At 37.2% G+C, this 24,626-nt stretch carries 21 protein-coding genes; 20 read left to right on the top strand and 1 reads right to left on the bottom strand.

Annotated elements, in window-relative coordinates:
• Positions 1 to 60: 60 nt before the first annotated feature.
• The 18 genes from GKE48_RS03490 to aguB all read left to right on the top strand — a co-directional run bounded on the left by GKE48_RS03490 (position 61) and on the right by aguB (position 18,991).
• Positions 61 to 666 carry an HdeD family acid-resistance protein gene (locus tag GKE48_RS03490; RefSeq protein ID WP_022097764.1) on the top strand — a complete coding sequence of 202 codons (606 nt, stop codon included), beginning with the start codon at positions 61 to 63 and terminating at the stop codon, positions 664 to 666.
• A gap of 62 nt (positions 667 to 728) precedes the next feature.
• Positions 729 to 2,009: a homoserine dehydrogenase gene (locus tag GKE48_RS03485; RefSeq protein ID WP_022097763.1), complete on the top strand. Its 1,281-nt coding sequence runs from the start codon at positions 729 to 731 to the stop codon at positions 2,007 to 2,009.
• Between the two features lie 19 nt (positions 2,010 to 2,028).
• Positions 2,029 to 2,655: a ribonuclease H1 domain-containing protein gene (locus GKE48_RS03480; RefSeq protein WP_055215711.1), complete on the top strand. Its 627-nt coding sequence runs from the start codon at positions 2,029 to 2,031 to the stop codon at positions 2,653 to 2,655.
• 375 nt (positions 2,656 to 3,030) lie between these two features.
• On the top strand, positions 3,031 to 3,657 hold the full coding sequence (locus tag GKE48_RS03475) for a GDSL-type esterase/lipase family protein (protein WP_022097761.1): 627 nt from the start codon (positions 3,031 to 3,033) through the stop codon (positions 3,655 to 3,657).
• An 82-nt stretch (positions 3,658 to 3,739) separates the two neighbouring features.
• Positions 3,740 to 3,958, top strand: coding sequence for a cation transporter (locus GKE48_RS03470; RefSeq protein ID WP_012739662.1), 219 nt, complete (start codon positions 3,740 to 3,742; stop codon positions 3,956 to 3,958).
• 41 nt (positions 3,959 to 3,999) lie between these two features.
• Positions 4,000 to 5,895, top strand: a complete 1,896-nt coding sequence (locus GKE48_RS03465) for a heavy metal translocating P-type ATPase (RefSeq protein WP_022097760.1) — start codon at positions 4,000 to 4,002, stop codon at positions 5,893 to 5,895.
• Positions 5,896 to 5,911: 16 nt separating this feature from the next.
• A complete protein-coding gene (locus tag GKE48_RS03460; RefSeq protein WP_055286287.1) occupies positions 5,912 to 6,271 on the top strand; it encodes an ArsR/SmtB family transcription factor in 360 nt (119 codons plus the stop codon).
• A 349-nt stretch (positions 6,272 to 6,620) separates the two neighbouring features.
• Complete coding sequence (gene nadA, locus GKE48_RS03455; protein ID WP_154300446.1) at positions 6,621 to 7,526, top strand: quinolinate synthase NadA; 906 nt, start codon at positions 6,621 to 6,623, stop codon at positions 7,524 to 7,526.
• A 35-nt stretch (positions 7,527 to 7,561) separates the two neighbouring features.
• The gene (locus tag GKE48_RS03450; protein WP_022097758.1) at positions 7,562 to 8,899 is read left to right on the top strand and encodes an L-aspartate oxidase; all 1,338 of its coding nucleotides are present in this window, start codon (positions 7,562 to 7,564) and stop codon (positions 8,897 to 8,899) included.
• 22 nt (positions 8,900 to 8,921) lie between these two features.
• The gene (nadC, locus tag GKE48_RS03445; RefSeq protein ID WP_012739657.1) at positions 8,922 to 9,782 is read left to right on the top strand and encodes a carboxylating nicotinate-nucleotide diphosphorylase; all 861 of its coding nucleotides are present in this window, start codon (positions 8,922 to 8,924) and stop codon (positions 9,780 to 9,782) included.
• Between the two features lie 32 nt (positions 9,783 to 9,814).
• Positions 9,815 to 10,360: a transcription repressor NadR gene (locus GKE48_RS03440; RefSeq protein ID WP_118009279.1), complete on the top strand. Its 546-nt coding sequence runs from the start codon at positions 9,815 to 9,817 to the stop codon at positions 10,358 to 10,360.
• A 2-nt stretch (positions 10,361 to 10,362) separates the two neighbouring features.
• Positions 10,363 to 11,427: a DUF4422 domain-containing protein gene (locus tag GKE48_RS03435; protein ID WP_055215709.1), complete on the top strand. Its 1,065-nt coding sequence runs from the start codon at positions 10,363 to 10,365 to the stop codon at positions 11,425 to 11,427.
• Between the two features lie 628 nt (positions 11,428 to 12,055).
• Entirely contained in the window at positions 12,056 to 13,510 is a 1,455-nt protein-coding gene (locus GKE48_RS03430; RefSeq protein ID WP_154300445.1) for an aminotransferase class I/II-fold pyridoxal phosphate-dependent enzyme, read from the top strand.
• A 47-nt stretch (positions 13,511 to 13,557) separates the two neighbouring features.
• A complete protein-coding gene (gene speE / locus GKE48_RS03425) occupies positions 13,558 to 14,415 on the top strand; it encodes a polyamine aminopropyltransferase (protein WP_022097754.1) in 858 nt (285 codons plus the stop codon).
• On the top strand, positions 14,412 to 15,671 hold the full coding sequence (locus GKE48_RS03420; RefSeq protein WP_117913641.1) for a saccharopine dehydrogenase family protein: 1,260 nt from the start codon (positions 14,412 to 14,414) through the stop codon (positions 15,669 to 15,671). The genes speE and GKE48_RS03420 overlap by 4 nt, the downstream gene beginning before the upstream one ends.
• A gap of 15 nt (positions 15,672 to 15,686) precedes the next feature.
• Positions 15,687 to 16,916 carry a carboxynorspermidine decarboxylase gene (gene nspC / locus GKE48_RS03415; RefSeq protein ID WP_055286283.1) on the top strand — a complete coding sequence of 410 codons (1,230 nt, stop codon included), beginning with the start codon at positions 15,687 to 15,689 and terminating at the stop codon, positions 16,914 to 16,916.
• A gap of 2 nt (positions 16,917 to 16,918) precedes the next feature.
• Positions 16,919 to 18,034 (top strand): agmatine deiminase, encoded by a 1,116-nt coding sequence (aguA, locus tag GKE48_RS03410; protein WP_055286281.1) that lies wholly within the window; start codon positions 16,919 to 16,921, stop codon positions 18,032 to 18,034.
• A gap of 84 nt (positions 18,035 to 18,118) precedes the next feature.
• Positions 18,119 to 18,991, top strand: coding sequence for an N-carbamoylputrescine amidase (gene aguB / locus GKE48_RS03405; RefSeq protein ID WP_154300444.1), 873 nt, complete (start codon positions 18,119 to 18,121; stop codon positions 18,989 to 18,991).
• Between the two features lie 58 nt (positions 18,992 to 19,049).
• Here the strand turns inward: aguB and GKE48_RS03400 are convergent, their stop codons facing one another.
• A complete protein-coding gene (locus tag GKE48_RS03400; protein ID WP_154300443.1) occupies positions 19,050 to 20,015 on the bottom strand; it encodes a hypothetical protein in 966 nt (321 codons plus the stop codon).
• A 314-nt stretch (positions 20,016 to 20,329) separates the two neighbouring features.
• Between GKE48_RS03400 and cas12a the strand changes: the two genes are divergently transcribed.
• Both cas12a and cas4 read left to right on the top strand, forming a co-directional pair.
• Positions 20,330 to 24,178: a type V CRISPR-associated protein Cas12a/Cpf1 gene (gene cas12a / locus GKE48_RS03395; protein WP_154300442.1), complete on the top strand. Its 3,849-nt coding sequence runs from the start codon at positions 20,330 to 20,332 to the stop codon at positions 24,176 to 24,178.
• Complete coding sequence (cas4, locus tag GKE48_RS03390) at positions 24,178 to 24,618, top strand: type V CRISPR-associated protein Cas4 (protein ID WP_154300441.1); 441 nt, start codon at positions 24,178 to 24,180, stop codon at positions 24,616 to 24,618. Before cas12a ends, cas4 begins: the two co-directional genes overlap by 1 nt.
• Positions 24,619 to 24,626: the final 8 nt, after the last annotated feature.

Raw genomic sequence — 24,626 nt, 5'->3', positions numbered from 1 at the left:
TATAATCAAAAGACAAAAGAACTACGGAACTTTGAAATGAGTGAAAAGGAGATGGAGCATATGAACAGTATTTATAAGAAGTTAAAGACAATTAAGTTTGAGATTATTATTGTTTCAATTGCATTGTTTGTTCTTGGCTTACTGCTGGTAATATTTCCAACAGCATCCCAGGAAATCATATGTAAAGGAATTGGAGTTGCCTTATGTGTCTGGGGAGTATTAAGACTTATCAATTATTTCAGGATTGCGGGAAGTGAGATTCTTGGATCATATGGTCTTGTACAGGGAGTTACGCTTCTTGCATTTGGTATGTTTTTCGTGATTAAACCAGGTTTTATTGCGGTTTTTTTAGGAACAGCACTTGCAATTATTATTATTGTTGATGGAATCCTTAAACTTCAGTATGCTGTGGATTTCTACCATCTTGAGTCAGACAAATGGTGGATTGAGCTTATAGGTGCAGTTGTAATGGTTGTTATTGGCATCATTGCATTATTGAATCCATTTTCAACATCATCAGCACTTATAGTATTTATTGGAATTGCTCTGATGATAGAGGGGTTATGGGATTTTATATCTCTTATGAGAATTGTATCTGTAACAAAGAAGGCTGGGAAGGCTATAAAGAACTTTAAGGATCAGGTTGATGCTGTAGATATGAAATAAATGTATCACAGATTAATATAATAAACTTAACATAATAAACAGGAATGAGGGCGTACAAAGTAATGAGCAGAAAGATTTATGCGGCTATATTAGGAGCAGGAACAGTTGGAACAGGTGTATACAAGTTATGTCAGAGTATGAAAGATGATGTGATTAGTAAGACGGGTGCAGAACTTGTAGTTAAGAAGGTTCTTGTAAGAAATCTTGATAAAGACCGTGATCCAATTGACAGAGAATTACTGACTGACAACTGGAAGGATATTATTGAAGATAAGGATATTGAGATTGTAATAGAGCTTATGGGTGGAACTACTCCTGCAAAGCAGTATATTCTTGAGGCACTTGAGGCTGGAAAGCAGGTTGTTACTGCCAATAAGGATCTTCTTGCTGAGCATGGTGAAGAGGTTATGGGAATGGCAGACAAAATGCATGCTGACCTTCAGTTTGAGGCGGCTGTTGCGGGAGCAATTCCAATAATCAGACCATTAAAGCAGAGCATGGCTGGCAACAATATCACAGAGATTATTGGTATTGTTAACGGAACAACTAATTATATCCTTACAAAGATGACTGAATCAGGAATGAATTACAAGGACGCTCTTGCAAAGGCTACAGAATTAGGATATGCAGAGGCAGACCCTACAGCAGATGTTGAAGGATATGATGCAGGAAGAAAGATGGCTATTATGTCATCAATCGCATTTAATTCAAGGGTAACATTTAATCAGGTATATACAGAGGGTATTACTAAGATTACAGCAGAAGATATTAAGTATGCTAAGGAATTCGGATATGTTATCAAGCTTCTTGGACTTGCCAGAAATACACCGGATGGAATAGAAGTTAAGGTTCATCCTATGCTTATTGACGAGAATCACCCTCTGGCTACAGTAAGAGATTCATTTAATGCAGTATTTGTTCATGGTGAGGCAAGTGATGATACTATGTTTATGGGCAGGGGCGCAGGTCAGATGCCAACAGCTTCTGCTGTTATGGGGGACATTATAGATGTATGCCGTAACATAGTTCATGGCTCATGTGGCAAGATTGGCTGCTCATGCTACAAAGAGCTTCCTGTTAAGGATATATCTGAAACTAAGAGCAAATTCTTCTTAAGAATAGAAGCATTAGACAAGCAGGGGGTTCTTGCTAACATTGCAAGTGTTCTTGGAAACAATGATGTAAGTATTGCGCAGGTGGTCCAGAAGAGCCGTAAGGACGGTGTTGCTGAACTGGTTATTATTACAGATGTTGTTGCAGAGAAGAATTTTAATGATGCAATGACAGTATTTAATGGACTTTCAGTGGTAAAAGAGATTGCCGGAGTAATCCGAGTTTATTAATCAGAATAGGGAAATATATATGGCTAAGAAATATTATGCTGTGCGTGTAGGTAAAGTTCCCGGAATATATCAGACATGGGACGAATGTAAGAAGAATGTACATGGTTTTCCAGCTGCCGAATATAAGAGCTTCATGTCTATGGAAGAGGCGAAGGCTTATATGGGAAGGGAAGCTGTACAGGAGATTAATGGAAAGACCGGAAGTGGCAATATGGAAGATGTAATGCCTGACAATGATTATGCATTTGTTGATGGTTCTTTTAATATTGCAACCGGAGTGTATGGATATGGCGGTTTTCTTATGCATGATGGCGTAAGATATGAATTGTCAGGCAATGGCAGTGATAAAGAGATGGCTTCAATGCGTAATGTTGCAGGAGAGATTCTTGGAAGCATGGCCGCTGTAAAAAAAGCAATAGAGCTTGGACTTAAAGATATTTCTATATTCTATGATTATGCAGGTATCAAGGCATGGGCTGTGGGAGAATGGAAACGAAACAAAAAAGGAACAATAGAATATTATAATTATATTACATCTGTCAGGGATTCAATTAATATCAGATTCGTGAAGGTCAGGGGACATTCAGGGGTGGAAGGAAATGAAGAGGCTGACAGGCTTGCAAAGAGAGCAGTAGGGTTGTGTTAGGTTCGGACATTTCCAAGTGGTGGTCTGTCAGAACACAAGCTTTCATGATTTATTCGCTTAGTGGGAGTAAGAGCTGCTATATACAGAATCTATTACAGTGCTAAAAAACAACGCGCTACGCTTGAACGTGTTTTTTGGCACTGATTTTTTGTATATAGCAGCCCTAACTCCCACACAGCTCATAAAAAATCAAGCTTATATTCTGACAGACCGCCACTTGGAAATATAGACTGACACAACCTACTGGCGGGGTGAGTAATTATATTTTTTTATAATAATTTTTTGTTGACAAATCACTATGCAGGTAATAACATATAAACATACTAAACAAGTATGGAATGAACAATGATAGATATTACATGGGAGGATGTGGCAATGAAAAATATTTTGTTTTTTGGGGATTCTAATACTTATGGATATAAGCCTGATAAATCAGGAAGATATGATTATGATGTAAGATGGACAGGCAGAATAGCTAATCTTCTTGGAAATGAATATAATATTATTGAAGAGGGACTGTGCGGAAGAACAACTATATTTCCAGATGCTGTAAGAGATGCAAGAAAGGGCATTGATCTTATTGGAGTAGTTGTTGAATCACATAAGCCGGTAGATGTTATAGCTATAATGCTTGGTACGAATGACTGCAAGACTGAATTTCATGCTGATGCAAAGACAATTGCAAAAGGAATGGAGGCAGTTGCAAGAAAGGCTAACAAGACAGCAGGAGAACATGCAAAGATAGTTATAATTTCTCCGATTCATCTTGGAAAAGGTGTAGGTGAAGAAGGCTTTGATCCTGAATTTAATGAAAGTTCTGAAAATGTTTCAAGGCAGCTTGCATGGGAATATGAAAAAATAGCAAATGAAAATGGATTTTATTATTTTGATGCCGCTGGTGCTGCTGAACCAAGTGAAGTTGACAGACAGCATTTAGATGAGAAAGGACATAAAATGTTTGCGGAAAAATATAGTGAATTCTTGTTGACAGAAGTTTTATAGGTGTTATAATGAAAATGAACATATGAATGAATGTTCATATGAAAGAATTTTGATTATTTAATGTTTTTAAGGAGAGAATATTATGAAGAAGACTTATAAGATTGATGTTGATTGTGCAAACTGTGCTAATAAGATGGAAGATGCAGCTAAGAATACAGCAGGTGTTAAGGATGCTACAGTTAATTTTATGGCACTTAAGATGATTGTTGAATTTGAAGAAGGACAGGATCCTAAGGCTGTTATGCAGGATGTTCTTAAGAACTGCAAGAAAGTAGAAGATGATTGTGAGATATATCTGTAATAGAAAGCCGTGAGAGTTGTTCTGGCAGATTGGAGTAGAATATGAATAAAAAGCAGAAAAAGATGCTTACAAGAATCATTATCGCAGCAGTCCTTATGATTGCTTTTAAGGTGATAAGCACATTTGTTGATATTCCTACGGTTGTTCTTTTTATAATGTACATGGTTCCTTATCTTGTTATTGGATATGATATTTTAAGGAAAGCAATTAAGGGAATTCTTAACAGACAGGTATTTGATGAGAATTTCCTTATGGCAGTTGCAACTGTAGGTGCAATTATAATTGCACTTGTAGATGATGGTGATTTTACAGAAGCAATTGCGGTTATGCTCTTTTATCAGATTGGTGAGCTGTTTCAGAATATTGCAGTTGGAAAGAGCCGTAAGAACATAAGTGAGCTTATGGACATCAGACCTGATTATGCCAATATTGAAGTTGATGGAAAGCTTGAGCAGGTAGATCCTGATGAAGTAGAGGTTGGTACAGTTATTGTTGTCCAGCCGGGAGAGAAAGTTCCTATTGATGGTATTATTGAAGAAGGTAATACAACTCTTAATACAAGTGCACTTACAGGTGAAAGCCTTCCAAGACAAGCAAAGGCTGGTGATGAAGTAATAAGCGGCTGCATTAATATGTCAGGTGTGCTTAAGATCCGCACAACTAAGGAATTTGGTGAATCCACAGTATCTAAGATACTTGATCTTGTAGAGAATGCAAGTTCCAAGAAATCGCGTTCAGAGAACTTTATCAGTAAATTTGCAAAGATATATACACCTGCAGTCTGTTACGGTGCGCTGGCACTTGCTATAATTCCACCACTTGTAAGCATGATATTCTTAGGAGTATCTCCTCAGTGGGGAATGTGGATATACAGAGCGCTTACATTTTTAGTAATAAGCTGTCCTTGTGCACTTGTCATAAGTATTCCGCTCAGCTTCTTTGCAGGAATCGGTGGAGCAAGTAATCAGGGTGTTCTTGTAAAAGGTTCAAGTTATCTTGAAGCACTTGCAGAGACAGACATTGTTGTCTTTGATAAGACAGGAACTATGACACAGGGAGTATTTGAGGTCAGTGGTGTATATAATAACACTATTGACAAAGATGAACTTATAAAATATGCTGCATTTGCAGAAAGCTATTCAACACACCCTATAAGCAAGAGTTTACAGAAAGCTTATGGAAAAGAGATTGACAAGACATTAGTTACAGATGTTGAGGAAATCAGTGGTGAAGGTGTTAAGGCTAATGTATCAGGAAGAGAAGTGGCTGCAGGTAACAGAAAGCTTATGAGAAGACTCGGTCTTGAATATGCAGAGTGCAACGAGGCCGGAACTCAGGTTCATGTGGCAGTTGACGGGGCATATGCAGGACTTATACTAATATCAGATTTGTTAAAGCCTCATGCAAAGCAGGCTATAGAAGAACTTAAGAAAGCTGGAGTACGTAAGACAGTAATGCTTACCGGTGATGCAAAGAATGTAGCAGATGCTGTAGCTAAAGAATTAAATATAGATGCTGTGTACAGTGAATTGCTTCCGGCAGATAAGGTTTCTAAGGTTGAGGAGCTGTTAGAACATAAGAAATCAAAGAAAAAGCTTGCATTTGTAGGTGATGGTATCAATGATGCACCGGTACTTTCAAGAGCAGATATCGGAATAGCAATGGGCGCATTAGGAAGTGACGCCGCTATAGAAGCAGCTGACATAGTATTGATGGACGATGACCCGTTAAAGATATCCAAGGCAATTAAGATATCAAGAAAATGCTTACGTATTGTTTATGAAAATATTTATTTTGCAATAGGCATAAAGCTTATATGTCTGGTGCTTGGTGCAATAGGTATAGCAAACATGTGGGTAGCAATATTTGCAGATGTAGGTGTAATGGTTATTGCTGTAATCAATGCAATAAGAGCATTATTCGTAAAGAACTTATAAAGAAAGAGGTAATATAATGGCAGATTGTGAATGCTGTGAGTCAATAGAAATACATGAGGACTTATTAAAGATAGTTAATGAAACAATGCCAGATGAGAATGAATTATACGACCTTGCAGAATTGTTCAAGGTATTCGGTGATTCAACGAGAATTAGAATACTGTATGTATTATTTGAGGCAGAAGTGTGCGTATGTGATTTAGCACAGGCTCTCAATATGACACAGTCTGCAATATCTCATCAGCTAAGAATATTGAAACAGAACAAGTTGGTTAAGAACAGAAGAGAAGGTAAATCAATATTCTATTCACTGGCAGACGATCATGTAAGAAGCATAATCGCACAGGGAAGAGAACATATTGAGGAAGATATGTAATTATGATAGGGCTGTTCAGGACTGGAATGGCTGGAAAAACCTACTATTTAACATCAAAATGTAGATTGTGTAGGTGTTATTTTACAAAAAAGGAGTTTCATCAATGATGAAGCTCCTTTTTTTAGTGAGAAAAAACCTACGCAATTGCGTGATTAACAAGTATGCGTAGGCAAAATAACAGCTTAATAGAAAAATATACCAGAGAAATCGGCAGAGCAACCCAACACCCCAACTGTACAGAAAATTTTACAACTGTCTTGTCACATGTAAACATTCGTGGTATACTCTAGCACAATGTATGTAAAACGCAAGTCAAGCATATGTAAACCTTAACGATTGGAGAAGCAATATGTCAGTTACAAGTGATATTTTAAAGTTGAAAAAAGAGAAGAATGCAGTTATTCTTGCACATTATTATGTAGATGAAGATGTTCAGGAAGTTGCTGATTATGTTGGGGATTCATTCTATCTTAGCAAGATAGCTACTAAGGTAGATCAGGATATTATAGTATTTGCGGGTGTTGAGTTCATGGGTGAGAGTGCTAAGATTCTTAATCCGGAAAAGAAGGTGCTTATGCCAGAGCCGGGGGCTGATTGTCCAATGGCACATATGGCAACTAAGGAAGAAATTCTTAAGATGCGTGAACAGTATGATGACCTTGCAGTTGTCTGTTACATCAATTCAACAGCAGAGCTAAAGACTTATTCAGACGTCTGTGTGACATCATCAAATGCAGTAAAGATAGTAAAGAACCTTCCTAATAAAAACATCTTCTTTATTCCTGATCAGAATCTTGGAAGATTCGTTGCAAAGCAGGTGCCAGAGAAAAATGTGATTCTTAATAAAGGCTTCTGTCCAAGACATGTCGCGATAACAGAGGATATGGTCGTTGAAACTAAGAAGAAATATCCACAGGCAAAGCTTGCAGCACACCCTGAATGTACAGAGGAAGTATTAAAATATGCTGATTACATAGGCAGTACATCAGGAATTATTGATTATGTTGTAGATACAGATTGTGAGGAATTCATAATTGCAACAGTTGATGGTGTATTTGGTGAGATAAGAAAAAAGGCACCTGGCAAGAAACTGTATACATTAAAGCCTGACCAGGTATGTGTCAACATGAAGATGGTAACCTTAGATAAGGTGCTTGATGTTCTTGAACAGGAAAATAATGAAGTGTTTGTAGACGAAGAAGTTGCAAAGAAAGCAATGAAGCCACTTACAAGAATGCTTGAGCTTGCAAAGTAAGATTGTAGTATGCGCAGAAAGAATGGAGGTATCCTATGAATAATACAATTAAAACAGATGTGCTGATAGCCGGATGTGGCTGTTCTGGTCTGTATATGGCAATGAATCTGCCTGCTGATAAGAAGATTCTTATGATAACAAAGTCTGATTGTGAGAGCAGTGATTCATTTCTGGCACAGGGCGGTATGTGTATGCTAAAATGTGAAGAAGATTACGACAGTTATTTTGAAGATACAATGAAAGCCGGCCATTATGAAAATGATAAGAAATCTGTTGAAATAATGATCCGTTCATCAGCAGATGTAGTAAAAGATCTTGTCGATTGTGGAGCAAGATTTGCAAGAGAGGCTGACGGAAGTCTTGCATACACAAGAGAAGGAGCTCATTCATCTAACAGGATAATATTCCATGAAGATATTACAGGTAAAGAGATAACAAGCCATCTGTTAGAGAAGGTGAGAACTCTTCCAAATGTGACAATTATGGAATACACAAGACTGCTTGATATAATAAGCAGAGATAACAGATGCCTTGGTGCGGTTATAAGGACAGAAAATGGAGAGCTTATTAAGGTAGAAGCTTCAGATGTTGTACTTGCTACAGGTGGAATTGGTGGTTTATACAGACATTCAACGAATTTCAGACATCTTACAGGAGATGCAATTGCAATTGCTATAAAGCATGGAGTAGAATTAAAGGATATTAATTATGTCCAGATTCATCCGACAACATTTTATTCTGACAAAGAGGAAGACAGGAGCTTTCTTATATCTGAATCAGTAAGAGGCGAAGGCGCAAAGCTTTATGATAAGAATGGAAAAAGATTTGTTAATGAGCTGCTACCAAGAGACCTGCTTACAGAAGAGATTAGAAAACAGATGGCAAAGGACAATACAGACTTTGTATGGGAAGATTTAAGGACAATACCTGAAGAAGAATTAAAAACGCATTTTCCTAATATAGTGCAGTATTGTATTGATAAGGGATATGACCCGTCAAAAGAGTGTATTCCGGTTGTTCCTGCACAGCACTATTTCATGGGAGGAATTAAGGTAGACCATGAGAGCAGAACAACAATGGATAACCTGTATGCAATAGGCGAGACAGCCTGCAACGGAGTTCATGGAAGAAACAGGCTTGCAAGCAATTCACTTCTTGAAAGTCTTGTGTTTGCAAAGAGGGCAGCGCTTGATATTACTGAAAATGCAGTTGTAAAACCGACACAGGATGAGATTACATATTTTGATACATTTGATGCAGAAAAATATGCAGATGAGTCGAAAATTGACGGAGAATATGCAGAATTAGTCAATAAAAAGATTGAAGAGGCAGATAAAGCCTATGAAGAAAGCCAGAAGAAGAATTACGCATAATATATAGAAATGGAGAAATGATATGTTTGATAAAGTTACTTTAAAGTTAAATGTGGATCCGCTCATTCTTGGAGCACTTAAAGAAGATATTACAAGTGAGGATGTGTCAACTAACAGTGTTATGCCAGAACCAAAACTTGGAGAAGTCGAGCTTATATGCAAGCAGGACGGAATAATATGTGGTCTGCAGGTATTTGCAAGAACATTTGAACTGCTTGATGAAGATGTAGAGATTACATTTTTTGCAAAAGACGGGGATGAGGTTAAGAAAGGTCAGAAGATGGCAGTTGTAAGAGGAGATATAAGAGTTCTTCTGTGTGGAGAAAGAACAGCACTTAATTATCTCCAGAGAATGAGTGGAATTGCGACATATACTAATGGTGTTGCGAAGCTGCTTGCAGGAACTAAGACAAAGCTTCTTGATACAAGAAAGACATCACCTAATAACCGTATATTTGAGAAGTATGCTGTCAGAATCGGAGGTGGTAATAACCACAGATATAATCTTACAGACGGAGTACTCCTTAAGGATAACCATATAGGTGCTGCAGGCGGAGTTAAGCAGGCAGTTACAATGGCTAAGGAATATGCACCATTTGTAAGAAAGATAGAAGTTGAAGTTGAGAACCTTTCAATGGTGCGTGAAGCTGTTGAGGCAGGTGCAGATATTATTATGCTTGATAATATGAGTCATGAGGATATGCGAGAGGCTATGAATATAATTGGTGGAAAAGCTTTAGTTGAAGTTTCGGGAAATGTAACTAAAGAAAACATTGCAAAAATTACTGACCTTGGTGTAGACTTTGTATCAAGTGGTGCACTTACACATTCTGCACCAATTATGGACATTTCATTAAAAAATCTTCATCCTGTACAGGAGTAATTATTGTCGGGGTGAACTGGGGAGTTGTAGCAATGAATGGAGAAGAGAGAAGAAATCAGATAGTAGATATATTAAAACATTCGTCAAGTCCTGTGCCGGGTACACAGCTTGCACAGATATTAGATGTAAGCAGGCAGGTTATAGTGCAGGATATAGCGCTTATCCGCGCGAAGAATATAGATGTTTTCTCAACTAACAGAGGCTATGTGCTTAATGATAAGCAGGAGTACAGCCGCATACTTAAGGTTAAACATGAAGATGATGAGGTGGAAGCAGAGCTTGGAGCAATAGTTGACATGGGTGGATGGATAAGAGACGTTTTTGTATATCACAAGGTATATGGTGTTATAAGAGCGGAGATGAATATACATTCAAGGCGTGATATCAGGAAATATCTTGAGGAAATTGCAAATGGAAAGAGCAGCCTATTGATGAATGTGACATCAGGATATCATTATCATACAATTGTTGCGGATGACGAACAGACACTGGATTTAATTCAGGAGGAGCTTGGAAAACTTGGATTTCTTGCAAAATTGCAGGAGTATGAGCCAGTGGATTTCTGGCATAAAGGGTGAATATGGACTTAACAATTTACACACTTACACATAAACATTTTACAAAGCCTGATGATAATATGTATGTGCCACTTCAGGTAGGTACAGCCATTAATTCACCACTGGGGTATCTCAGGGACGATACAGGAGATAATATATCGGCTCTTAACGGTTATTATAGTGAACTTACAGGATTATACTGGATATGGAAAAATGTGCATGATATTAATTATGTTGGAACATGCCATTACAGAAGATATCTTATTGACGAGAACGAGCATATTATGAATGAAAAGCAGTATGAGCAGATTTTTAAGGAGTACGAACTTGTTACAACCAAGAGAGTCGTTCTTAATAATTCATATCATTACGGATTTTCTGCTAATCATAATGTAACTGCGCTTGACATGACAGGTGAAGTTATTAAGGAATTATATCCCGAGTATTATGATACATTTATACAGCTTGTTAATGGCAATGAGACATATTTTGGAAATATGATAGTCACTTCTAAAGAGCTTTTTGATAAATATGCTGAGTGGCTGTTTACGATATTCTTTGAGGTTCAGAAACGCATTGATATGGAGACTGATAAGGATTCATACCACAGGCGTGTGTTTGGCTTTATATCTGAATTCTTATTGCTTGTGTGGGTGAGAGTAAACAATATCAATGTAAAGGAATGCAAGGTTGGAATGGTTGGCGAAAAAGCCGAAACAAGGGAGCTGAAAGCAGTTTTGTCGTCTTTTCTTGCAAAAGAGGATACAAAGGGTGCTATGCAGTACTTTATGGACTTTTACAACAAAAGACCTGATGTTCTCATGGAGGCGTCTGATGTAACCGGTGAATTGCATCTTATGTTACAGATAACAGCAGTTATGGACATGCAGATAAAGCGTGAGGGTGGCAGTTTTTACAAAAGCAATCCGGATGTCCGTAAATGGTTTGGGGTATTTTCAGGTATAAACAGGAAAACACAGCTTGAATTAAAAGGACAACTTACAGAAGACTGGAAGGAAATGTATAGAGAAATGGGGATTCCTGAGGAAGCATTTGCGGTAGCACGGAAGTTGTATGGTAACAAATAAAAAGGAAATAATGTCTTTAGGTTTCAGGGGTAATAATTGTAATATATCCGAAAAGTTCAGGTAAAATATGGAGTAAATATAAAAAATGTTATTGACACCAGCAGATAGTTATATTATATTTTAAAGGTATTTTGGATATAAAAAGATATCGTAAATACAGACCACATGTTTACATGTTAAGCCTTGCGGACGGGCGGGTCGGTTGCCGAGTGTGACGAGGGCACACATTATTGATTGAGTTAGAAGCTCAAATTTTATAAGTTGATTTTAAAATTATCATGCGAGAGAGCATATCATCTTGTGAAACGGTCAATAAGAGCGGTAACAGTGACTTACTTGGATAAACTCTGAAAGGTCAGATTTTCTGTATTTGGCAATACAGTAATCAAAAAGAAGATAGAATATGATTATACAGGCGTGATTGATTTTAAATCAATCACGCCTTTTTGCGCGAGCAGCGATGAGAATAGAAGTGAAAAATCACAATCATGCTTGCATGAATTGGGATTTCTTCACGGATATTCGAGGAGCGCCGCGACAATGACAGAGCGCAGCTCTGGAATAAAGCTGCGAGCGCGAGCAGCGATGAGAATAGAAGCATAGGCAGCAATGAGAACAGGGGGATATTATGGACTTAAAAAGACAGGCGAGTGCGCCGCTTTACGAAGCAATTGAGAAATTCAGAAAGAAAAGAATTGTTCCGTTTGATGTTCCGGGACATAAGAGAGGAAGAGGCAACCCAGAACTGGTAGATTTACTTGGAGAAAGATGTGTTGGAATAGATGTTAATTCAATGAAGCCACTTGATAACCTGTGCCACCCTGTTTCTGTTATTAAGGAGGCAGAGGAGCTCACAGCAGAGGCATTTGGGGCAGAACACGCATTTTTCATGGTAGGAGGAACTACGCAGGCAGTACAGAACATGGTGTTATCTGTATGTAAGGCTGGAGATGAGATTATCGTTCCAAGAAATGTGCATAAAAGCGTAATTAATGCATTGATTCTGTGTGGTGCGATTCCTGTTTATCTTAATACAGAAATTAATGCAAAGCTTGGAATAGTGCTTGGAGTAACTGTGCAGCAGGTTGAAAAGACAATACAGGAGCATCCGAATGCGGTGGCGGTTTTGGTGAACAATCCTACATATTATGGAATCTGTTCAGACATTAAAGGAATATGTGATATAGCACATTCATATGGACTTAAGGTGCTTGCCGATGAGGCACATGGAACGCATCTGTATTTTGGTGACAACCTTCCTATGAATTCAATGAAAGCAGGAGCAGACCTTGCAGCAATATCAATGCATAAGTCAGGCGGTTCGCTTACGCAGAGTTCAATCCTTCTTACCAATAATGGTATGAATGCTGATTATGTACAGACAATTATTAATATTACGCAGACAACGAGCGCGTCATATCTTCTTATGACAAGCCTTGATATATCAAGAAGAAATCTTGCCCTGCGCGGCAGACAGTCATTTGCAAAGGTGAGCGAGTGGGCACAGTATGCAAGAGATGAGATTAATATGGTAGGCGGTTATTATGCATACGGAAAAGAACTGATTAATGGTGGAACAGTCTATGATTATGATGTTACCAAGCTTTGTGTTTATACAAGGGATATCGGACTTGATGGAATTGAGGTGTATGATATCTTAAGAGATGAGTATGATATCCAGATAGAATTCGGCGACGTTGGAAATATAATGGCGTACATATCAATTGGTGACAGAATACAGGATATAGAAAGACTTGTCGGAGCATTGGCTGAAATCAGCCGTCTGTATTCAAAAGAAGAAAAACGCTTTGAAGTAGACAGACAAATGCTGCTTCCAAGGGTACTTGCTTCACCACAGGAAGCCTTCTATGCCGATAAGATTAAAGTTCCAATCCGTGAGGCAGCAGGACATATATCAGGGGAGTTCGTAATGGCATATCCGCCAGGAATTCCTATACTTGCGCCGGGTGAAGAAATCACAGACGAGATAATAGACTATATTCAGTATTCAGTAGAGAAGGGCTGTTCAATGCAGGGAATGGAAGATTCAACATTGCAGACACTGAATGTATTAAGAATGTAAATGTCCGATTTGTTCAATCGGTCAAATATAGAAGGGAGAAAGTTTCTATGGAATTTTGGTTTTCAGAACTTCATTCACCACATGTGAAGTTTGATATCAGGGTTGAAAAACAACTGTTTTCTGGCGAGAGCGACTATCAGAGAATAGATGTATTTCAGTCGCCAGAGTTCGGAAAATTCCTGACACTTAATGGAAGTGTTATATTTTCAGAACAGGATTGTTTCATCTATAACGAGATGGTGGTGCATGTGCCAATGTCAGTCCATCCAGATGTTAAAAATGTATTGATAATCGGTGGCGGTGACGGAGGTGTATCAAAGGAACTGTTGCAGTATGACAATATCGAAAATATTGACATAGTTGAACAGGACAACATGTTTGTTGATGTGTGCAGGGAGTATTTTCCAGAGACGGCAGTAGGATTAGAAGATGAGAGAGTACACATTTATAATTCAGATGCATTAAGGTTCTTACGCTCCAAGCAGGATATGTATGACCTTATAATTAATGACGCAACAGACCCGTTTGGTGCGAGTGAGGGACTGTTTACAAGGGAATTTTATGGAAACTGTTATAAGGCACTTAAGGAGGACGGAATACTTGTGTACCAGCATGGAAGTCCTTTCTATGATGAGGATGAGGATGCATGCAGAAGCATGCACAGGAAGGTGTTCCACACATTTCCAATAAGCCGCGTGTATCAGGCACATATACCAACAAGTCCGTCAGGATACTGGCTGTTTGGATTTGCGTCAAAGAAATATCATCCGCTTAAGGATTTCAAGCCGGCAGAGTGGAAGAGAAGAAATATACATACAGAATATTACACAACTAATCTTCATACAGGTGCATTCATGCTGCCAAAGTATGTTGAAGAATTATTAGAACAGGAGGAAGAAAGATGAGCAGAGTATTAGTAATTGGTTGCGGAGGAGTTGCTTCAGTAGCAATCCACAAGATATGTCAGGTGAGCGAGGTGTTTTCAGACCTGTGCATAGCGAGCAGAACAGTGAGCAAATGTGACAAATTAGCAGACGAATTGAAGGACAAGACAAGCACTAACATCACAACAGCAAAGGTTGATGCTGACAACACAGATGAGGTTATTGCGCTTATCAATGAATTCAAGCCAGATGTAGTTCTTAATGTGGCACTTCCATATCAGGACCTTACGATTATGGATGCCTGCCTTGCATGTAAAGTTCCTTATGTTGATACTGCTAATTACGAGTGTGAGGATACAGACAATCCTGAGTGGAGAAAGGTATATGAGGAGAGATGCAAGCGTCTTGGATTTACAGCATATTTTGACTACTCATGGCAGTGGGCTTACAGAGAAAAATATAAAGAAGCCGGAATTACAGCACTTTTAGGAACTGGTTTTGATCCGGGTGTAACAAGCGTATTCACAGCTTATGCACAGAAACACTATTTTGATGAGATACATACAATTGATATATTAGACTGCAACGGCGGAGACCATGGATATCCGTTTGCAACTAACTTTAACCCGGAGATTAATCTTCGTGAGGTATCAGCACCCGGCTCATATTGGGAGGATGGTCACTGGGTTGAGATTCCTGCTATGTCAATAAAGAGAGAGTACAATTTTGAGGGAGTAGGAATGAAGGATATGTACCTGCTTCATCATGAGGAAATAGAGGCACTTGCTGCTAATATTCCGCATGTTAAGAGAATACGTTTCTTCATGACATTTGGACAGAGCTATCTTACACATATGAAATGCCTTGAGAATGTCGGAATGTTAAGAACTGACCCGGTTGAATTCAACGGACAGGAGATTGTTCCAATCCAGTTCTTAAAGGCACTTCTTCCAGACCCTGCTTCACTTGGACCAAGAACAGTAGGTAAGACTAATATTGGCTGTATCTTCACAGGTATCAAAGACGGCAAGGAGAAGAAGGTATATATTTACAATGTGTGCGACCATCAGGAATGTTACCGTGAGGTAGGTTCGCAGGCTATTTCATATACAACAGGCGTACCTGCTATGATTGGTACAATGCTTGTTGCAAAGGGACTCTGGAACAAGCCGGGAGTATTCACAACAGATGAATTTGATCCGGATCCATACATGGATGCGCTTAATAAGTACGGTCTCCCATGGGTTGTCGATGAAAATCCTGTTTTAGTAGACTAAAAAGAGAGGTTAATTATGAGATTTGATGAGTTAAAGACACCGGCATATGTAATAGATGAAAAAATGCTTATTCATAATCTTGAGATACTTCATAAAGTAGAAGAAGATACCGGCTGCCACATACTGCTGGCGCAGAAAGCATTTTCAGCATATGCAGAATATCCGCTGATTGGAAAATATATAAGCGGAACTACGGCAAGTGGAATATATGAAGCCAGACTTGGTGCTGAGTGTATGGGAAAAGAAAATCATGTATTTGCACCGGCATTTACTGATGAGGATATGGATGAGCTTGTAAATATATGTGACCATGTTGTCTTTAACTCAGTTTCACAGTTAAAGAAGCATAAAGCCAGATGTATTGAGGGTGGAGTAAGCTTTGGACTTCGAGTTAATCCAGAGTTTTCTACACAGGGTGACCATGCAATATATGACCCATGCGCGCCGGGCAGCAGACTTGGAGTTACTCTTAAGAATCTGAAAGCCGCTCTTAAGGAAGAACCGGATGTGTTATCTGGCATGGAAGGAATACATTTTCATACATTATGTGAGCAGAATTCAGATGACTTAGAGGCAACATTAAAGGCTGTTGAAGAGAAATTCGGATTTCTCATGAAAGATATGAAGTGGGTTAATTTTGGCGGCGGACATCATATAACCCGTGAAGATTACGACATTGAAACTCTTGAAAAATGTATCAGTCATGTAAGAAGGAAATATGATGTACAGGTGTATGTTGAACCGGGGGAAGCTGTTGCACTTAATGCAGGATATCTTGTGACTACAGTGCTTGATAAGGTTGAAAATGGAATAACAACTCTTATACTTGATGCATCTGCAGCGTGTCATATGCCAGATGTACTGGAAATGCCATACACACCGCCTCTTCGTGGTGGATTGAAAATATCGGACATGGAAGATGAGTATGGAATTGATAAGGACATAGAGATTGATTTTGATATGGACGTAAAAGAAGGCATATGGAAACCGGCGAAGAATGGAAGATACAGATACAGACTGTCATCTTATACATGCCTTGCAGGAGATATCATAGGTGATTATCAATTCGGCAGGGAAATCAATGTCGGGGACAGACTCGTATTTGAAGATATGGCTATATATTCAATGGTTAAGAACAACACATTTAACGGAATCCCACTGCCGGATATTGTAATTATGGATAGTGATGGGGAATGTAAGGTGTGGAAGCATTTTGGCTATGAAGATTTCAAAGGGAGATTATAGATATGGATTATATAAACAGTACTCCGGCAGCAGACGGTTTTCGCATGCCTGCTGAATTTGAAAGACATCAGGGCTGCATTATGATATGGCCAGAAAGACCGGGGTCTTGGGCTTATGGAGCAAAGGCGGCTAAGAAAGCATTTGCACAGATAGCGTCTGTAATCAGTGAAAGCGAGCAGGTATACATGATTGTATCAGAAGGTAGAAAAGAGGAAGCAGCAAAGATGCTCCCGGAAACGGTCAGGCTTGTAGTCATGGATACAGACGATGCATGGGCAAGAGATACAGGTCCTACATTCGTTGTGAGTGGAAATGTGGATACACCATATGAAGCGCGTGATTTGCGTGGAATTAACTGGGAATTTAATGCGTGGGGCGGAACATATGACGGACTGTACGCGGACTGGGACAATGACAACCTTGTAGCCGGAAAGTTTATGTCTTATCTTGGCTGTCAGGGATATAATGCAGCACCATTTGTTCTTGAAGGTGGTTCAATACATACAGATGGCGAAGGAACAATGCTTGTTACTGAAAGCTGTCTGTTGAGTAAGGGAAGAAATCCACAGCTTAGCAGGGAACAGATTGAGAATAAATTAAAGCAGTACTGCAATGTGAGCAGGATAATCTGGCTTCCCTGTGGAATATATAATGATGAGACTAACGAACATGTGGATAATGTATGCGCATTTACAGCACCCGCAGAGGTTGTACTTGCATGGACAGATGATGAGAATGACCCGCAGTATGAGATGAGCAAGGCTTGTCTTTCTGTTCTTGAAAATGTAACTGATGCCAAAGGAAGACACATTAAAGTAAGAAAAATGCTTATTCCCAAGAAACCTGTGTGCATAACTGAGGAAGAACTTAACGGCTTTGAATTTGAGGAAGGCGAGGACATGAGAGAGGCAGGCGAGCGTCTTGCTGCTTCTTATGTTAATTTCTATATTGCCAATGACTCAGTCATAGTGCCGCAATTTGATGACGAGGCGGACAGCCTTGCAATAAATGTGCTTAAAGAAGCATTTCCTGACAGAAAGATAGTCGGGATATATGCAAGAGATATAATAGTCGGTGGAGGCAATATCCACTGTATTACACAACAGATTCCTGTGTAAAATATCTTCAATATTTTACACTCAAGTTTGTGCTTTGCACAAACTTGTGATATGCAGAAAACAGCGCAAGAATGGAGGGATAATATGAGAAATGTAAAGTATGCAGGCATACAGATGCAGTGTTCACGGTCGGTAGAAGAGAACATTGCAAAGGCTGATAAAATGGTTCGTGAAGCGGCAGCTAACGGTGCACAGATAATACTGCTTCCTGAACTTTTTGAAAGACAGTATTTCTGTCAGGAGAGAAATTATGACTACTATGCATATGCACAATCAGTGGATGACAATCCGGCTGTGAAGCATTTTCAGAAGGTGGCAGCCGAGCTGCAGGTTGTGCTTCCAATAAGCTTTTATGAAAGAGATATAAATGTGTTCTATAACACTGTTGCAGTTATTGACGCAGATGGAAGTGTTCTTGGAATATACAGAAAAACACATATTCCTGATGACCATTATTATCAGGAAAAGTTCTATTTCACACCGGGAGATACAGGTTTTAAGGTGTGGGATACAAGATATGCGAGAATTGGAGTAGGAATATGCTGGGATCAGTGGTTTCCAGAGACAGCCAGAGGAATGTTGGTACAGGGAGCAGAAATTCTTTTCTATCCGACAGCGATTGGCTCAGAGCCGATTCTTGAGGTTGACAGCATGCCGCACTGGAGAAGATGTATGCAGGGACATTCAGCGTGCAATATAGTTCCTGTTGTAGCTGCCAACCGTATCGGTGAGGAGAAGGTTGCACCGTCTGAAGCCAACGGACATCAGGAGTCATCACTTATATTCTATGGTTCTTCATTTGTAACGGATGCAACAGGCGAGATAGTAACACAGGCCTCAAGAGACAAGGAAGAGATTGTCTATGGGGAATCCGACCTTGACGCAGATGCCGACCTTCGCGTGAGCTGGGGACTGTTCAGGGACAGAAGACCAGAAATCTATAAAAGTATCAAATAAAATAAGCCAGTTAATCTTAATTGCTAGATTAACTGGCTTTAATATTATTAGTATGGTGTTAGTTCTTATCAGCTATAGCAGCTTCTGCTCTTTCTAAATCCTCTTTAGTGTACCTGGTTAATATCTGTTCTTTGGTTATGCCGAATTCTAGCATGGAGATGATAGAGTTGACTTTTTCGGAATCGATACCTTCTTTCATACCTTTGCTTTCACATTCAGCCTGAAATCGTTTCATTGCTTCACACATATTGACAGTCCCTCCTTGTTCAGTATCTGTACATAAGTCCATAAGCTTTGGAACTGAGGTTATGTTACATATCAGTTCCATTACATCAATATCTACATTGCGGGATTCATATTCACGATATATTGAATCGAAATCATCATTATATATGTTCCTTATAATATTAAACACATCTCTTACATCTTCATTATAAAATGTATATTTATCAGAATCAAGTATCTGAACCAGATTTAACTTATAGTCGGAGAAGTAAGCCTTGATATTATCAGGCATGGAAATCATCATGTCAGACAGGCAGGTAGGACCATCCCATAACGACTCACCATAGTAAAGAACGAGCGTTATTATAGGGTGGAAACGGTCAGACTTGTCAATTCCAGACAGAAACTCTTCTGGAGAACTGAAAGAATCTTTATTCAGCTTATGTTGTTTCTTGATGTCGTTGTATTCCTTTATGTAGCCAAGTGCGTCATAGGTCATGGTTCGCAAAGGCATGGCATAATGTGTCTTGTCCTGAATCTCAAGCCCGAGAATATTAAACTCTACGCCGTCTGACATCTTCTTTACAACATCTCTGTTTCTGGTAATAGATTCATTGTAACTTTTGGAATGAATTGTAGCAGAGACATCAGTGTCCATCTCATTAAGCTTGTTGGGCTTAAGCACCTGTTTACCATTAAAGACGGTAGCATTGAAAAGGTCTGCAAAATGTTCATTATCACGCCAGAAAGTCTTAAGGGAGACATCTTTCTGGTGAGTAGTGCTGTTGGTATTATTCATATGTCGCCTTTCTTGTATGTTTCATATGTTGGATATAGTTAAAATATAAAATGATGCATCATAATATAATGTATAATAACAATACAAAAAGAATATGTCAATATAAATTAATAAAATATATTTCAACTATAGCATTGACAAGCTTACAAGAAGATAATACAATAAAACAAATTTCTACTATTGTAGATCGAAGTGATTTGTTAAAAGATGACGCATATAAAGCGTTATTTTTTTAAAAGTTGCTTGACAAACATTACATCACTTCGTAAAATGCATATAACAAGTTATGAATTTTAATTGAGGAGGATATTTGTATGAACGGAAATCGCATCATAGTTTACAGAGAGTTTGTGGGGGTTACACCAGTAGCAAAGACACTAAGGAATGAATTAAGACCGATTGGGCATACACAGGAGCATATAATACACAATGGACTTATACAGGAAGATGAGTTAAGACAAGAGAAAAGCACAGAGTTAAAAAATATAATGGATGATTATTATAGAGAATATATAGATAAATCATTATCAGGTGTAACTGATCTAGATTTTACTCTACTTTTTGAATTAATGAATTTGGTTCAGTCAAGTCCATCAAAAGATAATAAGAAAGCATTAGAAAAAGAGCAGAGCAAAATGAGAGAACAGATATGCACACATATGCAATCAGATTCTAATTACAAAAATATATTTAACGCAAAGTTTTTGAAAGAGATACTGCCAGATTTTATTAAAAATTATAATCAATATGATGCTAAAGACAAAGCTGGCAAACTGGAAACATTAGCATTGTTTAATGGTTTTAGCACATATTTTACGGATTTTTTTGAAAAGAGAAAAAATGTATTTACCAAAGAGGCTGTTTCTACATCTATAGCTTATAGAATTGTGCATGAAAATTCTTTGACTTTTCTTGCTAATATGACATCATATAAGAAAATCTCAGAAAAGGCATTGGATGAAATAGAAGTAATTGAAAAAAATAATCAGGATAAAATGGGTGATTGGGAATTGAATCAGATATTTAATCCGGATTTTTATAACATGGTATTAATTCAGTCAGGAATAGACTTTTACAATGAAATATGTGGTGTGGTTAATGCACATATGAATCTTTATTGCCAGCAGACAAAGAATAATTACAATTTATTCAAAATGCGTAAGCTGCATAAGCAAATCCTTGCGTATACATCAACTTCATTTGAAGTACCTAAAATGTTTGAAGATGATATGAGCGTATATAATGCTGTTAATGCGTTTATTGATGAAACAGAAAAAGGCAATATAATTGGAAAACTGAAAGATATCGTTAATAAATATGATGAATTAGATGAGAAAAGAATATATATATCAAAAGATTTTTATGAGACATTATCATGTTTTATGAGTGGTAACTGGAATTTAATTACAGGCTGCGTTGAAAATTTTTATGATGAAAATATACATGCAAAAGGTAAGTCTAAAGAAGAAAAAGTTAAAAAAGCTGTAAAAGAAGATAAATATAAGAGTATTAATGATGTTAATGATTTAGTTGAGAAATATATAGATGAAAAAGAACGAAATGAATTTAAAAATTCTAATGCTAAGCAATATATAAGGGAAATTAGTAATATAATAACTGATACAGAAACAGCACATTTGGAATACGATGAGCATATAAGTCTGATTGAGAGCGAAGAAAAAGCTGATGAAATGAAGAAAAGGCTTGATATGTATATGAACATGTATCATTGGGCAAAGGCATTTATTGTTGATGAAGTACTGGATAGAGATGAAATGTTTTATTCAGATATAGACGATATCTATAATATATTAGAAAATATAGTGCCATTATATAACAGGGTGAGAAATTACGTTACACAGAAACCATACAATTCTAAGAAAATAAAACTTAATTTTCAAAGTCCTACACTTGCTAATGGTTGGTCGCAGAGTAAAGAGTTTGATAATAATGCAATAATTTTAATAAGAGATAATAAGTATTATCTGGCAATTTTTAATGCTAAAAATAAACCAGATAAAAAGATTATACAGGGAAATTCTGATAAAAAGAACGATAATGATTATAAGAAGATGGTATATAATCTGTTGCCGGGGGCGAATAAAATGCTTCCTAAAGTGTTCTTATCAAAGAAAGGAATAGAAACATTTAAGCCATCTGATTATATAATTTCCGGTTATAATGCACACAAACATATTAAGACAAGTGAGAATTTTGATATCAGTTTTTGTAGGGATTTAATTGATTATTTTAAGAACAGCATAGAGAAACATGCGGAATGGAGAAAATATGAATTTAAATTCTCTGCAACTGATAGTTATAACGATATAAGTGAATTCTACCGTGAAGTTGAAATGCAGGGGTATAGAATTGACTGGACTTATATAAGTGAAGCTGATATTAATAAGCTTGATGAGGAAGGCAAGATATATTTATTTCAGATTTATAATAAGGACTTCGCAGAGAACAGTACAGGAAAAGAAAATCTTCACACTATGTATTTCAAGAACATTTTTAGTGAAGAAAATCTTAAGGATATCATTATTAAATTAAATGGACAGGCTGAATTGTTTTATAGAAGGGCAAGCGTAAAAAATCCAGTTAAGCATAAAAAAGATTCTGTATTAGTTAATAAGACATATAAAAATCAGCTTGATAATGGTGATGTTGTAAGAATACCGATTCCAGATGATATATATAATGAAATTTATAAAATGTATAATGGATATATTAAAGAAAGTGACTTGTCAGGAGCTGCAAAGGAATATCTTGATAAAGTAGAGGTCAGGACTGCCCAGAAGGAAATAGTCAAAGATTACAGATACACAGTTGACAAATATTTTATACATACTCCAATTACTATTAATTATAAAGTGGCAGCGCGAAATAATGTAAATGATATGGCTGTAAAATATATAGCACAAAATGATGATATACATGTTATTGGAATTGACAGGGGCGAGCGTAATCTTATATATATTTCTGTTATAGATTCTCATGGAAATATAGTTAAACAGAAAAGTTATAATATATTGAATAATTATGATTATAAGAAGAAGCTGGTTGAGAAGGAAAAGACCAGAGAATATGCGAGAAAGAACTGGAAATCTATAGGAAATATTAAAGAGTTGAAAGAAGGATATATTTCAGGGGTAGTTCATGAGATAGCAATGCTTATGGTTGAGTATAATGCAATAATTGCTATGGAAGATTTGAATTATGGATTTAAGCGAGGTCGTTTTAAAGTTGAACGACAGGTATACCAGAAGTTCGAGAGTATGCTTATTAATAAGCTGAATTATTTTGCTTCTAAAGGAAAATCTGTAGATGAACCAGGGGGACTATTAAAAGGATATCAATTGACATATGTACCGGATAATATAAAAAATCTTGGGAAACAATGTGGTGTAATATTTTATGTACCTGCTGCATTTACATCAAAAATAGATCCGTCAACCGGATTTATCAGTGCATTTAATTTTAAGAGCATTTCAACAAATGATTCGAGAAAACAGTTCTTTATGCAATTTGATGAAATAAGATATTGTGCCGAAAAAGACATGTTCAGTTTTGGATTTGATTATAATAATTTTGATACCTACAACATTACCATGGGTAAGACACAATGGACAGTATATACCAATGGTGAGAGACTGCAGAGTGAATTCAACAATGCAAGGAGAACAGGCAAAACAAAATCAATAAATCTTACAGAAACAATAAAATTATTATTAGAAGATAATGAAATTAATTATGCTGATGGACATGATGTAAGGATAGATATGGAGAAGATGGATGAAGATAAAAATTCTGAATTCTTTGCACAACTGTTATCTTTATATAAACTTACAGTTCAGATGAGAAATAGTTATACTGAAGCTGAGGAACAGGAGAAGGGAATAAGTTACGATAAAATAATATCACCTGTAATCAATGATGAAGGAGAATTTTTTGACTCAGATAATTATAAAGAATCAGATGATAAAGAATGCAAGATGCCAAAAGATGCAGATGCAAATGGTGCATATTGTATAGCACTTAAGGGATTATATGAGGTGTTAAAGATAAAGTCTGAGTGGACAGAAGATGGTTTTGACAGGAACTGCCTGAAATTACCTCATGCTGAATGGTTGGATTTTATACAGAATAAAAGGTATGAATAATGGATGATATCATAATTATTTCTAACTTAAATGATTTTATATTTTGTCCGGCTTCTATATATTTTCATAAGTTATATGGAAGTCAGGACAATCTTACATATCAGTCTTCATATCAGATTAACGGAAGTAAGGCACATGAAAGTGTAGATAATAGCAGTTATTCTACTAAGAAAAGTATAATAACTGCGTTGGACGTTTATTCGGATAAATATAAGTTATCAGGCAAAATTGATATATACGATATGGAAAAGCAATTGCTTATTGAGAGGAAAAAACATATTAGTAAGATATACGATGGATATGTTTTTCAATTATATGCACAGTATTATGCATTGACAGAAATGGGGTATGCTGTTCAAAAATTAGAGATAAGAAGTTTAGATGATAATAAGAAATATAAGATTAATTTGCCAGATGAAGATTTATTGATGAAAAATTGATTTGAAGA

The organism is Lachnospira eligens, from assembly GCF_009680455.1.
In the GTDB taxonomy this organism is placed as follows: Bacteria; Bacillota; Clostridia; order Lachnospirales; family Lachnospiraceae; genus Lachnospira; species Lachnospira eligens_A.
This window is presented reverse-complemented; position numbering and strand designations above follow the sequence as displayed.